The organism is Arthrobacter cryoconiti, from assembly GCF_020905375.1.
Taxonomy (GTDB): Bacteria; Actinomycetota; Actinomycetes; order Actinomycetales; family Micrococcaceae; genus Specibacter; species Specibacter cryoconiti.
On sequence record NZ_JAJJBU010000013.1, the window covers coordinates 106,872 to 120,273 of the forward strand.

A 13,402-nucleotide genomic window follows, 5' to 3' on the forward strand; every position below is an offset into this window, starting at 1 on the left:
CCTAATGAATGGAGGATTAGAAGTAGTACGGGAACGCAGACCAGTCGGGGTCCCGTTTTTCCAAGAAGGCTTCTTTCCCTTCAACGGCCTCATCGGTCATGTAGGCCAAACGGGTGGCTTCCCCGGCGAAGACCTGCTGACCGGCCAGGCCGTCATCAGCTAAGTTGAAAGCAAACTTGAGCATGCGGATGGCCTGTGGGGACTGCTTGGCGATGTCCGCCGCGTACTGCAGGGCAGTATTTTCAAGTTCGGCGTGGTCAACGGCCTCGTTGACGGCGCCCATGCGTTCCATGTCCTCAGCCGAGTATTCTCTGGCCAAAAAGAATATCTCTCTCGCCTTTTTTTGACCTATCTGCCGGGCCAGCAGCGCCGAACCGTAGCCGGCGTCAAAGGAACCCACTGTGGCATCGGTTTGTTTGAATTTCCCGTGTTCCCGGGAAGCAATGGTGAGATCAGCGACCACATGAAGGGAGTGCCCTCCTCCGGCAGCCCAGCCGTTGACGACGGCGATGACCACTTTAGGCATGGTGCGGATGAGCCGCTGGACTTCCAAAATGTGCAGGCGGCCCGCCCGGGCGGGATCGATTGTTTCCTTGGTTTCTCCGTCTGCATACTTGTAGCCGTCGCGACCGCGGATGCGCTGGTCTCCTCCGGAGCAAAAAGAATGCCCGCCGTCTTTGGGGGAGGGTCCATTGCCTGTCAGCAACACGGTTGCGACGTCCGGGCTCATACGGGCGTGGTCCATGGCCCGGTAGAGCTCATCCACGGTGGCTGGGCGGAAGGCATTGCGAACTTCGGGCCGGTTGAAAGCGATGCGGACGGTTGGCAGATCGCGCAGGACTTGACCACTGGCATCCCGTTCCACCTGGCGGTGGTACGTCATATCGGTGAAGTGGAAGCCTTCCACCACACGCCAGTGGGTGGGGTCAAAAATATCGGATACCTGCTCGGGAAGGTTATTGGCGTTCACCTTCACGATCTTAGCTGGCGGGAGAGTGGGCCTTCGCTGATGCGGAACGGATAGCTCTCGGGTCGGCTATGCCGAACCAGGCATCCAGCACCTACGGGACTTCCTGAATGGGACGAACCATTGCGGGTTGTGCGCCAGGACGCTTATGCGCACAACCCGCAACGGGTTCTGCGCCAGCCGGAACCAACCCGGGTTTTACTCCTCAGGGCACTGCCGCGCGTCGGCTAGTGTTTTTGTCATGACCTCTATTGCACCAGTGACCTTGCATGACACAGTGGTGTCCTCGCGAGTGGCGGCAGAATGGCCCCAGACGCGCAACGGCCTGGATCAGCGGAATAGTAAAAAGTGCTGATGGGCCACCAACCTTCGCGGGCTCCGGAACCGCACTGGGAAGGGGCAGTCAACGCCCGTCTTCTGGCCGGAGACATCTACCGCATGGGCAGGAGCGAATGGCTGACCGAGCGCGGCTGGCAACAAATGTGCCGTGACGGCGTCCGCACGGTCATCGACCTGCGCAACCCGCACGAGCGCAAACGCAGGCCAAGTGACCCGGCGGTGAGCGAAGAAGCGATGTCCGGGTTCGACGTCGTCAATCTACCCACCGAGGACCCAGAACACCCTGGCTATGCGGAACTGATCACGCCGCATATGAACCACCCAGGGCTTTATGCGGATATTGTGCGGATGTTCCCGGATAAAGTGGCCGCAGTTTTCAAAGAGCTGGCGGCGGCCAAGGGCGCGGTAGTGATCCACTGTTCTGCAGGTCGGGACAGGACAGGGCTCGTGGCATCACTGCTGTTGGGGTTGCTGGGACAGACTGACCGAGTGGCACCGGAAGACGAGCTGGCAGCACGCGGAATCAACGAATGGCACCTGGTGGCACCGGTCAAACACCCCTACGAGCGCTACCTTCACGAAAGCGCCATGTCCGAAGTGGTGGCTGATCGCGGGCAGGCAGTAAAAGCCTTTATAGGCGGGTTGGATCCGCGTGTTTTCCTGCTTCAAAACGGGATTAGCGCTGCCGAGATCGCTGCCATTGTGGCCCGCTGCCGGTAGCCACTGCGGAGCATGCGGGTTCCGACGATGCCGCGGCGCGCTTTCACCAATTGCCAGAGACTTTGCGGCGCGGGTACGTTGGAGTGAGCACCGGGCGGGCCGGTCCCAATGACTCGAGGTACTTTGCGTCTGACCAACAAGTTCAAGAACTGGCTGCTCAATACACCAGGCATCGCGGACACCACCAAACTGGACGGCGTTCTCGAAAGTGCCCTTAAACGGGCGCAGTTGCTAGGAGAGCGCAACGATGGGTCCGCACAGTTGGTTCGCGGACTCAGTACTAAGGAACCCCACGCAGCGTGGAGCGACGCGCAGTTGGAGGATTACCTGGTCTGCGCTTCGCTGCTGGCGACCAAGAGCTTGGATATGACTCCGTTTGACACGCAACTTTTGGCCGTGGCTAATATGCTCCGAGGCACGGTGGTGGAGATGGATACCGGGGAAGGCAAGACGCTGGTTGGTGCGCTCGTGGCGGGAGCCCACGCGCTGACTGCACGCCGTGTCCACATCTTGACGGTCAATGATTACTTAGCCCGACGTGACGCCCACTGGATGGGCCCGTTCTATGCCGCCCTTGGCGTGAGCTGCGCGTTTATCACCACGGAATCCACCCCTGAGCAACGCAAAGGCGCTTATGCCTGCGACGTCGTCTACGTTTCTGTCAATGAGCTCGGCTTCGACGTCCTGCGTGACCGCACGTGTACGGCACCAGAGCAAACAGTTTTGGCGTCCTTCGATGTGTGCATCGTTGACGAGATCGACTCCGTGCTGGTGGATGAGGCCATTGTTCCGTTGGTTCTGGCCGGCCGTGCCCGTAGCGAACTGCAGAGCGTTGACGTGGCAGAGTTTGTCCGCGGGCTCCTCCCCGAGCGGGACTTTGCTGTTGCGGCTGACAAACGCAATGTGTCCCTGACTGACGGTGGGATCGACCGCGCTGAAGCGAGGTGGCCCGGCGTCGAACTGTACTCAGCTGAGGGAACCCCGCTCTTCTCCTCCATCAACACGGCATTACACGCGCAGGTCCTGCTCCAGCGCGACGTCGATTACATCGTTCGTGATGGAGCGGCCCAGATAGTTTCCGATTCCCGTGGCCGGGTTGCCACCAGCCAGCGTTGGCCAGATGGGCTGCAGGCTGCCGTCGAAATCAAGGAAGGGCTGACCCAAACCGAGCAGGGGGAGGTCTTGGATCAACTCTTGATCAGAGACCTCATTAAGTCGTTCGCTGCCGTGACCGGCATGAGTGGGACCGCCGTGGCTGTTGCCGAATACTTGCGCACCAACTACGAGTTGGACGCAGGCCGCATCCCGCCGCACAAAGCCTGTGTTCGTCGCGACCTTCCCGAGCAGATCTACGCGAAATCGGTCAAGCGGGACGCCGCCGTCATCGAGGCTGCGCTCATCGAGCACGCCACCGGACGGCCCGTTCTGATTGGCACGCATGACGTCGCCACCTCCGAACGCCTCGGTGCCACGCTCGCCGCACAAGGCGTGGTATGCCAAGTTCTCAACGCCCGCAACGACTCTCTGGAAGCGCAGATCATCGCTCAGGCAGGCGAGTTTGGGGCCGTAACAGTCTCCACCCAAATGGCCGGCCGCGGCACCGATATTCTACTCGGCGGCAAGGGTTCGGGCCCTGCGGAGCACGCGAAGGTGACCGAACTGGGTGGGTTGCTGGTGATGATAGTTGGGCGTTTCTACTCGCCCCGCCTGGATGCGCAGTTGCGCGGGCGGGCCGGGCGCCAGGGTGACCCCGGCGCCAGCGTGATTTACTCCAGCATGGAAGATCCCAGCGAGAACGGTGAGCCGGCGCTCGGCTTGGAGCTGGTAGCTTCGGTTGCGCCGGACGCGGACGACGCCGGTCTGCTCACCAGGGAGGGGCTGTCCGGGTTGTTGGACCGCGCCCAGCGCATGGCTGAACAAGAGCGCTTCACGACGCAGGAAAATTCATGGAAATACAACGAACTCATTGCCTTTCAGCGCCGCGTAGTACTCTCCCAACGGGATCGGATTTTGCAAGATGACGACGCCGCGCTGCAAGAATTTTCCGGGCACACCAGAATGAGCGAACTCCGCGATGCGCTCGGGGAATCGGGACTTACAGAGCTTTGCCGCCAAATCATGTTGTTCACGATCGACGCGCACTGGAGTGACCACTTGGCTTTGTTGTCAGAACAGCGGGCGGCCATTCATTTGCGTGCCTTGGGGCGGCAGAATCCCGTGGACGAGTACCGGCGTGAGAGCATCCGGGCCTTTGAAGGGCTCTTGGAGCGTGCTGGCGAGGAGGCCCAAGAAATGATCTCCGCAGTAGTGGTGACGGACGGCGTGGCGGACATAGAAGCGGTGGGCGTCCGTCGGGCGTCGTCGACCTGGACTTATGTGGTGGACGAAAACCCATTTGGTAACCCGGGGGACACCGCCATGAAGTGGTTACTCAAAAAGTTGGGTAGATAACCGCCCTCGAGGATTTGTCTAGCGTCATGATATGAGTCCGAACAAAAGCCGGCCGGAGACAAAAGCAGCTGTGGCGATGACCACGGCGAAACCGGTAAGCCAGACGAAGGACGGCGCCCCGGTGGAACGGGACAGAATATAGGCGTCGGAGCTGGCAAGATGTTCCCTGCGGCGGGTATGAACGGCCGCGACCTTGAAAAAGTCACGCACCGAGCCCACACCCAAGGCGATGCCCAAGGTCAGCACCACCCAACTGACAACTTCCACGCTAGCGAACAGGACAAGGGCTTGCGCCACGGCGGCACTCGCCACCGCGACGAGGATTCCCGTGAAGTTGCGCAGGAAGAGCAGGGCCAGCAACAAGATCAGGGCCCCGACGGACAACGCAGCTCCCGCCCACCCTGTGGATACCGACCAGACGAGTGCAAGCCCCACTACGGCCGGCGTCGGATAACCCCAAAAACCCGACCAAGTGGCGCTGAAACCGCGACGACCACTGCTGACCAATTGCCCAGAATGATCGAGCCCAATCTTCAAACCATGGATGAAGCGCCCCGTCATCAAGGCGGCAAATGCGTGGCCGAGTTCGTGGACGAACGTCACGTAGAGTCCAAACCAGCGCCACGTTGCCCGCGGCACGCTAAGAACGACGGCTACCGCAATGATGGCCAGCAATATGGCGGGAGGGAATGCTGGCGCATCAGTCCTCGTGAAGCCGCCCAATACCGCATGCCACCAATCCGTCACGCCGTTTTCCGTCTGTCCCGCTGCTTCTTCCATGAATTCAGGCTAGTGGACTCTAGCCGATCGAAGAACCAGGGCTAGTTCCGTTAGGTGAGCTCCGGGGAGGGGATAAACAGTTCTTCGATACCACGCTCGAGAACGGCAGAAAGTTTGAAGGCTAGAGCCAGACTGGGATCGTATTTGCCTTTTTCGATGGAGATAATGCTCTGGCGCGAAACTCCAACGCGATTGGCGAGATCCTGTTGGGTGATGCGAAGTTCCTCTCTGCACTCCCTGACGGAATTCTTCATCGAAATATCCGTGGGCAGCTCATTATGCGCCCGCGAATCTGCGCCACAAGATTCGGTACCGGATCCCAACGTCCGCTAAGGCCAATAAAACCACCGCGAGCGCTGCATACCCGGGCGAAAACGCGTTGGGGAAAACAATCAGAAACGCCGCGAACATGGCCGTGGAGCTAATGACGTCCACGAACGCTTTTGAGGATGCGAGGAGAAAGATTTTCCTTTCGACGGAGTCATCTTCAGTGATTGCGGCGACTCCGATGGCCGCAGGGGTCCTGGCGTCCAGAGTGTGAAAAAAGAATGTGAGACTAGCCGCTACCCCAATAATCAGCCCATCGAGAGCGTCTTTGAGGATTCCTCCGCTCGCAGTCCCTAGAGAGCCAAGGAAGGCGTAGAAGGCAACTGACGCGAGCAGTGTGATGACGATCCTTCGTATCAATCGTCGATAAATATACATGGCCAAAAAGTACAGCTAACTTTACTTCAATGTCAAATAAACTTTACATACCAACCCCTGCCAGCTGGCGCTGATGCATCGATGGCGTAGCTTTGAGACCAGTACCCGGTTACCGCTCCCAGCAGCCGCACTTGGCCGACGCCAGCAATACTGGGCTTGCCCCGGTAGGGTGGGCGAAATGACACCTGCCGCAGCTTCGACCCGCCGTTTTGAACTTACGCTGCACAAACCGTTGCTTGGCTGGTTCCCCAAGCCAACCGTCGTCGTCAATGGACAGGCCCAGCCCACCCAGTGGGGGACGCGGAATTGGAAGGTCCCAGAGGGCATCCCAGCAAACGTGAACATCTTTTTGTATAACCGGATGTGGAAGTTTGGTGGCGTGGAATTCACGGTAGACGCCAACGACGGACAAAAATTTCTTTATCGTGCGCCCTGGCTGCCACTCGGACCGGGCAAGATCAGGTGTATCCCCTAAGCGTTGCTTTTCTGCTTTGATAGCCGTCCCCAAGCAACACAGCCGAACATTGCCAGAACCGCTTGAGTCAAATATAGGAAGATCAGCACCGAACCTTGTGCGGACGCCGCCGTGCCGAGCAGCGATACAAGGGCTGCTGGAACAAACAGGAACCATCCCCACCTCGACCCGTGAGCAAGAGCCACGAGTCCGCCCACGGCAAGTCCAGTCAGGAATCCGGTGGCAAAAAGGACGCCGAAACTAAAAGACTGGACGACGCCGGATTGCGTCAATGCGGAAATGTAAATAAACAAGGACGCCATCGATCCAACACCGTAGACGGCCGCCACGCCAATGGGTGCCACAAGATGAACGGGATGGAAGCGACGTAGCCGGATGTTTCTGGTGCCTGAGGAGGCCAATGCACTTTTCTGAAAACAAGCTCTTCCGTACAGCCCTGCGGCAATGCCAAGCGCAGCAGGGATGACGGAAATGATGAGGAACACGATGACGGTGAGTGGTCCGCTCCACCGGCCTGTTCCCAACTGTAAAAAGACTGACGGAATAGTGCTGGCATAGGAGGCAACCGCCATCCACCAACCGGCTTCTTGGCGTCGGTTGAGAAAAATTAGAGCCCCGCACAGCAGTAAGGCTGAAAGAATACGCAAAGCGATCGAAGCGATGAGTGCGAAGCTACCCAGGGTGCCAAACAAGTTCTCGCTAAGTCCGTCCATGGATTCAACCCTAACCGGACAAAAGGAGAGCACGTGAGGCACGTCTAAGGTATGCGTGATTCCGGCCCCAATTCGCCCCCATATGGTGGTGAGCGTGCTTGGATTGAGTCAACATGCCCGAAAGGCGGTTCCCATGACCCGTGGAATTTACGTCAGTGCCACCACCCCTGGCTCCGGCAAGACTCTCGTATCGTTGGGTGTCGCCGACGCCCTGCACAGGCATGCGGATAGGATCGGGTTCTTCCGCCCCATCAGCTCCGCCGCCGATCCGCAAGCGGACCCGACGGTGTCCATGCTCCGGCGTATGTATGACCTCTCACCCGAGGTGTGCCGCAGTGCGATGTCCAGCGCCGAGGCCCGGGTCCTGCTGGCGGCTGGCCTACGTGAGGAGATCGACTCCCGTTGCGTGGAAATGTACAGCGAAATTGCGAGGAATTGCGACGTCGTCATTGTGGAAGGTACTGACCTCTCTGGACAGAACGCCGCCGTCGAATTTGACCTCAATGCCCGCCTGGCCAATAACCTTGGCCTTCCCATGCTGGCTGTGATCGGTGCCCGCGGGCTCAGTGTTAGTGAGACGGCCGATGCCGTAGACGTGGCCCGGAAAGAACTGGTGGCTGCGCATTGCTCTCTGCTGGCCATGATGGTTAACCGCGCCGATCCTGACGCCGTGGCGGACATCGTTGCCGCCGTGCGTCCGGGTGCCAGTGGAAAACCGGTCTATGTGCTGCCAGAGATCGAGGAGATTTCCCGACCCACAGTGGGCGAAGTGGCGGCAGCACTATCACTGCGACAAATGGCGGGCAGCCCCGAACTGGAGCGTGACGTCCACGCCGTCAAGGTGGCCGCGATGACCGTCGGGAATTTCTTGCATCTACTGGACCCCAACGATCTGGTGATCGTCCCCGGTGACCGGGCCGACGTCATGGTGGCCTCACTTGCCTCCGCTTTTTCGCCCGAGTTTCCTGTGCCCAGCGGCATGGTCCTTACCGGGGGGCTGGCACCGGATCCGCATGTGCTGCCGTTTTTGGCACACGCACCGTTCCCCGTCTTCGCCTCCGATGCCGATACTTTCATCACGGCTCGCGCCGTCAGCGAGGTGCGCAGCGAAATTCACTCAGGCCAGCGTCGCAAAATCGCTTCCGCATTAGGGGCCTGGGCGCGCAATGTGGACGAAGCCGAGCTCCTGGAACGCCTCTCCCTGCCGCGCCCGGCCACCATGACGCCGCTGCGTTTCCTGCACGAGTTAATCGAGCGTGCGCGTAGCGAACGCAAGCACATCGTCCTTGCCGAAGGGAATGACCCGCGCGTCCTGCGAGCTGCCGAAATTCTCCATCGCCGTGACGTATGTGAATTGACCATTCTGGGCAAGCCGGCCGCCGTGGAGGAATTGGCCGCTGCACACGGTGTAGGGCTGAAAGGACTTACGATTGTTGACCCGGAAACGTCTGCGCTACGGGAACGTTTTGCCGTGGAATACCAGCGGTTGCGCGCCCACAAAGGCGTGGACTTGGCACGCGCCCGGGAAGTCATGACGGATGGCTCCTATTTCGGCACCATGATGGTCCAACTGGGCGTAGTGGACGGCATGGTCTCCGGCGCCGCGCACACTACCGCCAATACGATTCGGCCTGCCCTGGAATTCGTCAAAACGCGCGAGGGCGTGCGGATTGTCTCCTCAGTGTTCTTGATGCTGCTCTCCGACAGGGTGCTGGTGTACGGCGATTGTGCTGTAAATCCAGAGCCCAATGAGGAGCAGCTCGCCGACATCGCCATTGCCTCGGCAGCCACAGCCGCTCAATTCGGTGTGGAACCGCGGGTGGCGATGCTCTCCTACTCCACCGGAGGTTCCGGTTCAGGTGCGGCAGTTGACCAGGTCCGTCGCGCCACCGAACTGGTGCGGGGTGCCCGCCCCGACCTGCCCGTTGAAGGCCCCATCCAGTACGACGCCGCCGTGGATGCCTCGATCGCGGCATCCAAGCTGCCCACATCAGAGGTAGCAGGACAGGCTACGGTGTTTATTTTCCCGGACCTGAATACTGGCAACAACACCTACAAGGCGGTCCAGCAGTCGTCCGGTGCTGTCGCCGTCGGTCCCGTCTTGCAGGGATTGAACAAACCCATCAACGACCTCTCCCGAGGGTGCACTGTGGAGGACATCGTCAACACCGTCGCCATCACAGCCATTCAGGCACAAACACCGTCCGCAGCCGCTGAATCGAAGGAACTCTAATGCGCGTCCTCGTCATCAACTCAGGTTCGTCGTCCCTGAAATACCAGGTTCGGGACACCACCACCGACGAGGTCCAAGCCAACGGCTTGATCGAGCGCATCGGTGAGGGTAACGGCGGGCCGCTCGATCACGGCGCTGCCATGGATCTTGTGGCGACCGAGCTAGAAGGTGTACTAGCCCGCAGACCTCTGGACGCCGTCGGCCACCGCGTAGTTCATGGTGGGGAACGCTTTAGCGAACCGGTGCTGATCAACAACGAAATCACCCGTGCCATAGAGCGGCTAAACCCGTTGGCGCCGCTGCATAACCCCGCCAACGTGCTGGGAATCCGCGCGATCACAGCCAAATGGCCCGAACTGCCACAGGTGGCCGTCTTTGACACCGCGTTTCACCGTACCCTTCCCGAGCACGCCTGGCGCTATGCCATACCTGATTCCCTGTACCGCAAATACGGGATCCGTCGCTACGGTTTCCATGGCACTTCGCATGAGTTTGTCACCGGACGGGCCGCGCAACTGCTCGGTATCCCGGTGTCCGAATTCAATGCCGTGGTGGCGCATTTGGGCAACGGTGTCTCGCTCACCGCAGTCCAAAGCGGGGCGAGCATCGATACTTCTATGGGTTTCACACCGTTGGAGGGCCTGGTCATGGGGACCCGCAGTGGTGATTTAGACCCATCGATTCTTGTCTTCCTCCAGCGGCAGGGAATGTCTGCCGATGAGATCGACAAGCTGCTGAACCGCGATTCTGGACTCAAGGCGTTAGCAGGGGATAACGATATGCGCGCAATCGTGGACGCAGCGCAATCCGGTGATCAGCGCGCGGCGATGGCGCTCGCCGTCACGTCGTACCGTCTTGCTAAATACATTGGCGGCTACCATGTGGCGGTCGGCGGGGCGCAAGCGATTGTGTTCACCGCAGGAATTGGTGAGAATTCCTCCGCGTTCCGCCAACTCGTGGCAGATCGTTTGGGCGCTCTCGGCATTAGCCTCGATTCCGACGCGAACAAGGTGCGTTCGAAGCAGGCGAGGGTGATTAGTGCCCCCGACTCCGCTATCCCGGTTCTGGTGGTGCCTACGGATGAGGAGGCGGCCATCGCAGAGGCTACGCTCAAGGTGATTCAGGCGGTGCCGAGGTAGGCTCGGTCCATGGTTGAAATTACATACCCGCTGCTCACTGAACGCCTAGTTCTACGGCGTTTTGTGGCGGCAGATCTGCCGGCCTACTATGACCACCAACGCCTACCCGAGACGGTGCGTTACTTGCTGTGCGGACCTAGAAGCTACACGGAATGCATGACGCGCGTTGGCATGTTTGCTGACTCCAAGTTTGAAAAGGAGGGCGACTGGGCAACCTTCGCCATCCAGCTCAAGGACAATTCCGAACTTTTAGGACAGATTGCGCTGAAGTGGGGCAGCGGCGGAGGGGAATCGGCTCGTCAACTTGTGGGTGAACTCGGTTGGAGCTTGGCTCCTGGCGCCCAAGGTCGCGGCTACGCGACGGAGGCCGCGGCAGCGGTCCTGGAACTGGCCGTTCATACCCTAGGATTCCACCGTTTGGAAGCAAGACTAGATGTCCGCAACGACGCGTCCGCTGCCGTCTGTGAACGCTTGGGCATGCAGCGTGAGGGCGTGCTGCGGGACAACATGTATCTCAAGGGGGAGTGGACGTCGGAGGCGATTTACGCGGTGGTGCGCGACTGACCCCACCCCGGCAACTGACCCGCAGAAAACGTCGAAAATAGTCCTTGGTAAGCGGTTTCCACTGCGTTTTCTGCGGGTCAGTTGCTTAGCGCAGCTCCGTGGCTCCTATGGCGTCAGCGAGGAACGCGTAGTCCCAGGCCCGGGTCTTCCACCCTTCATAGCGTCCGGATGCTCCGCCATGGCCACCGTCCATCTCAATCTTGAGCACAATGGGCTCCTTGCCGGTGGAAACCGAGCGTAGCTCCTGAACCCATTTGGCTGGTTCCACGTAGAGCACGCGGGTGTCATTGAAGCTCGTGATCGCAGCGATCTTCGGGTACGCCACAGCCCGTACGTTCTCATACGGGGTGTAGTCCTTCATGTACTGGTAAACAGCGGGATCGGTGATCGGGTTGCCCCATTCTTCCCACTCCAAGGCGGAGAGTGGCAGCTCTGGGTCCAAAATGGTGGTCAATGCGTCCACGAACGGCACCTGCGCCACGATGGCTGCATACTTTTCTGGCGCCAGGTTTGCCACGGCGCCCATCAGAAGTCCACCTGCCGAACCGCCCATGGCGCCGATGCGAGCAGGGTCAACCCAGCCGGATTGTGCCAACCAGTCCGTTGCAGCCACAAAATCGCTGAACGTGTTCTTCTTATTGAGCTTCTTGCCGTCCTCGTACCAGTGCCGACCCATCTCGCCGCCGCCACGCACGTGCGCAATTACAAACACCACACCGCGGTCCAACAATGACAGGCGCGGCACGCCAAAACCGGGATCGATGCTCACTTCATACGAACCATATCCGTACACCACGCCGGCATTCGAACCGTCGCGGGCCAGGTCAGCGCGGCGCAAAACTGATAGCGGGACCCGCGTGCCGTCCTCGGCCACGGCCCATTCGCGCGTTGCCACATAATCTTGTGCGCGGTAACCGCCCAGGACAGGTGTTTCTTTGCGAAGCAGTAACTCGCCTTCGGCGTGGGTGCGAGCGTGGGTGCCAGCGTGGGTTTGCGGCAGTGCGTAATCATAAACGCGCGACGGCGTGAAATCGGACGTGTAGATCAGCCGGATCACGGGGGACTCAAACTCGCTCCCGCCCATCGAGGTTGTGTAGAGCTCCTCGTCAAAGCCGGGCTCGACGGCGGCCACCTGGCTGGGCGTGCCCAGGCCGTCCAGGGCTGTCACCTGTATGCGCTCAATGGTGTCCTTGCGCAGCGAAACAACCATGTGGGTGGCCGTGACGGTGGCCCCATTGATACGCACGGCATCTTCGTGCGGGACTACAGTATCCCAGTGCTGTTCCGTGAGGGGTTTGATGAACTCGGCAGCATCCACGAGGGAAATCATGGAGTTCACGGCATCGCGGTTGTGGGTCAGGAGAACCTTTTCCTGACCCTCCCAAAGGAACGGTTCGGCGTCGTAAAGGATGTGTTCACTGCGCGGGATGAGGGTCTGTAACCCTTTTTCTGGAGCGTCGAAGTCAAGGAGAAGAGTTTCGCTGAATTCTGAACAGCCGATGCTGATGGCCAGGTGGCGGCGGTCCGCGGAGAGGTCAAAGCCCGTCCACATGGCGACGTCGTCCTCTTGGTAAAGAACGGCGTCTTCGGTCACCGGGGTACCCAAGACATGGGTCTTTACCTGGAAGGGACGCCACGAGTCATCAGCGATCATGTAGTACAGGGTGCGCCCGTCAGGGGAGAACGTCAGACCATAAAAAGTGTTCTCAATGTGCTCTTCCAATAGTTCCCCGGTGCGCAAGTCCTTGATCCGGATCGTGAACAGTTCGTCTCCGGCATTGTCCACGGAGTACGCGTACAGCATGCCGTCGCGGGAGACAGCGGCGCCGCCCAAGGAGAAGAACGGCTGGTCCTTGGCCTCGACATTGCCATCTAGCAAGACGACTTCACCGTGGACCGCAACCCCTGGCTCAACCAGCGGGGGAGTCCAGTCATCCACTGCGCTGCCGTCGCCGTCGGCCTTCACCCGGCACTGGATGGAATAGGGGCTGCCTTCCACCATGCGCGAGTAGTACCACCAGCCATCTTTGCGGCTGGGGACGGAGAGATCGGTCTCCTGGGTGCGGTTCTTGATCTCGTTAAAAATATCGGTGCGAAGCTTTTCTTGCCCGGCGGTAACGGTATCCGTGTAGGCCTGCTCGGCATGTAGATGCGCCAGAACGTCGGGGTTCTCCTTTTCGCGCAGCCACTCGTAGTGGTCTGTGAACGTCTCACCGTGGTGGGTGCGCGCTACCGGAACCTTCTTGGCCACGGGAGGGGCGGACAGGACTGAATCAGAGGCGGAAGTCATCATGAAATCCACTGTATAGAGGATGC

At 59.8% G+C, this 13,402-nt stretch carries 12 protein-coding genes; 6 read left to right on the forward strand and 6 right to left on the reverse strand.

The window, feature by feature from the left end:
* Window positions 1-16: 16 nt before the first annotated feature.
* Window positions 17-970, reverse strand: coding sequence for a 1,4-dihydroxy-2-naphthoyl-CoA synthase (locus LOH53_RS07105; RefSeq protein ID WP_230067034.1), 954 nt, complete (start codon window positions 968-970; stop codon window positions 17-19).
* 351 nt (window positions 971-1,321) lie between these two features.
* On the opposite strand from LOH53_RS07105, the gene LOH53_RS07110 reads away from it, so the two are divergent.
* Window positions 1,322-2,026 (forward strand): tyrosine-protein phosphatase, encoded by a 705-nt coding sequence (locus LOH53_RS07110; RefSeq protein ID WP_230067035.1) that lies wholly within the window; start codon window positions 1,322-1,324, stop codon window positions 2,024-2,026.
* A gap of 108 nt (window positions 2,027-2,134) precedes the next feature.
* Window positions 2,135-4,477 carry an accessory Sec system translocase SecA2 gene (secA2, locus tag LOH53_RS07115; protein ID WP_230067036.1) on the forward strand — a complete coding sequence of 781 codons (2,343 nt, stop codon included), beginning with the start codon at window positions 2,135-2,137 and terminating at the stop codon, window positions 4,475-4,477.
* A 24-nt stretch (window positions 4,478-4,501) separates the two neighbouring features.
* Here secA2 and LOH53_RS07120 read toward each other — a convergent pair whose 3' ends face one another.
* The 3 genes from LOH53_RS07120 to LOH53_RS07130 are packed head-to-tail and all read right to left on the reverse strand — an operon-like array spanning window position 4,502 to window position 5,962.
* On the reverse strand, window positions 4,502-5,257 hold the full coding sequence (locus LOH53_RS07120; RefSeq protein WP_230067037.1) for a M50 family metallopeptidase: 756 nt from the start codon (window positions 5,255-5,257) through the stop codon (window positions 4,502-4,504).
* A gap of 50 nt (window positions 5,258-5,307) precedes the next feature.
* A complete protein-coding gene (locus LOH53_RS07125) occupies window positions 5,308-5,511 on the reverse strand; it encodes a helix-turn-helix transcriptional regulator (RefSeq protein ID WP_230067038.1) in 204 nt (67 codons plus the stop codon).
* A 22-nt stretch (window positions 5,512-5,533) separates the two neighbouring features.
* Window positions 5,534-5,962 (reverse strand): hypothetical protein, encoded by a 429-nt coding sequence (locus LOH53_RS07130; protein WP_230067039.1) that lies wholly within the window; start codon window positions 5,960-5,962, stop codon window positions 5,534-5,536.
* 178 nt (window positions 5,963-6,140) lie between these two features.
* Here LOH53_RS07130 and LOH53_RS07135 point away from each other — a divergent pair, with 178 nt between their 5' ends.
* On the forward strand, window positions 6,141-6,437 hold the full coding sequence (locus LOH53_RS07135) for a hypothetical protein (protein ID WP_230067040.1): 297 nt from the start codon (window positions 6,141-6,143) through the stop codon (window positions 6,435-6,437).
* On the opposite strand, the gene LOH53_RS07140 is transcribed toward LOH53_RS07135, so the two are convergent.
* On the reverse strand, window positions 6,434-7,150 hold the full coding sequence (locus tag LOH53_RS07140) for a hypothetical protein (protein ID WP_230067041.1): 717 nt from the start codon (window positions 7,148-7,150) through the stop codon (window positions 6,434-6,436). The genes LOH53_RS07135 and LOH53_RS07140 overlap by 4 nt on opposite strands.
* Before the next feature lie 133 nt (window positions 7,151-7,283).
* Between LOH53_RS07140 and pta the strand changes: the two genes are divergently transcribed.
* The 3 genes from pta to LOH53_RS07155 are packed head-to-tail and all read left to right on the forward strand — an operon-like array spanning window position 7,284 to window position 11,086.
* Complete coding sequence (gene pta / locus LOH53_RS07145) at window positions 7,284-9,383, forward strand: phosphate acetyltransferase (RefSeq protein ID WP_230067042.1); 2,100 nt, start codon at window positions 7,284-7,286, stop codon at window positions 9,381-9,383.
* Complete coding sequence (locus LOH53_RS07150) at window positions 9,383-10,522, forward strand: acetate/propionate family kinase (RefSeq protein WP_230067043.1); 1,140 nt, start codon at window positions 9,383-9,385, stop codon at window positions 10,520-10,522. Before pta ends, LOH53_RS07150 begins: the two co-directional genes overlap by 1 nt.
* 9 nt (window positions 10,523-10,531) lie before the next feature.
* Window positions 10,532-11,086, forward strand: coding sequence for a GNAT family N-acetyltransferase (locus LOH53_RS07155; protein ID WP_230067044.1), 555 nt, complete (start codon window positions 10,532-10,534; stop codon window positions 11,084-11,086).
* An 85-nt stretch (window positions 11,087-11,171) separates the two neighbouring features.
* Here the strand turns inward: LOH53_RS07155 and LOH53_RS07160 are convergent, their stop codons facing one another.
* Window positions 11,172-13,379, reverse strand: coding sequence for a S9 family peptidase (locus LOH53_RS07160; protein ID WP_376991762.1), 2,208 nt, complete (start codon window positions 13,377-13,379; stop codon window positions 11,172-11,174).
* Window positions 13,380-13,402: the final 23 nt, after the last annotated feature.

Coding starts and splice junctions, on each gene's coding strand:
- LOH53_RS07135 (WP_230067040.1), top strand. CDS start 6,141: ATGACACCTGCCGCAGCTTCGACCCGCCGTTTTGAACTTACGCTGCAC.
- LOH53_RS07140 (WP_230067041.1), bottom strand. CDS start 7,150: ATGGACGGACTTAGCGAGAACTTGTTTGGCACCCTGGGTAGCTTCGCA.
- LOH53_RS07155 (WP_230067044.1), top strand. CDS start 10,532: ATGGTTGAAATTACATACCCGCTGCTCACTGAACGCCTAGTTCTACGG.
- LOH53_RS07125 (WP_230067038.1), bottom strand. CDS start 5,511: ATGAAGAATTCCGTCAGGGAGTGCAGAGAGGAACTTCGCATCACCCAA.
- pta (WP_230067042.1), top strand. CDS start 7,284: ATGACCCGTGGAATTTACGTCAGTGCCACCACCCCTGGCTCCGGCAAG.
- LOH53_RS07150 (WP_230067043.1), top strand. CDS start 9,383: ATGCGCGTCCTCGTCATCAACTCAGGTTCGTCGTCCCTGAAATACCAG.
- LOH53_RS07120 (WP_230067037.1), bottom strand. CDS start 5,257: ATGGAAGAAGCAGCGGGACAGACGGAAAACGGCGTGACGGATTGGTGG.
- LOH53_RS07160 (WP_376991762.1), bottom strand. CDS start 13,379: ATGATGACTTCCGCCTCTGATTCAGTCCTGTCCGCCCCTCCCGTGGCC.
- secA2 (WP_230067036.1), top strand. CDS start 2,135: ATGACTCGAGGTACTTTGCGTCTGACCAACAAGTTCAAGAACTGGCTG.
- LOH53_RS07130 (WP_230067039.1), bottom strand. CDS start 5,962: ATGTATATTTATCGACGATTGATACGAAGGATCGTCATCACACTGCTC.
- LOH53_RS07110 (WP_230067035.1), top strand. CDS start 1,322: ATGGGCCACCAACCTTCGCGGGCTCCGGAACCGCACTGGGAAGGGGCA.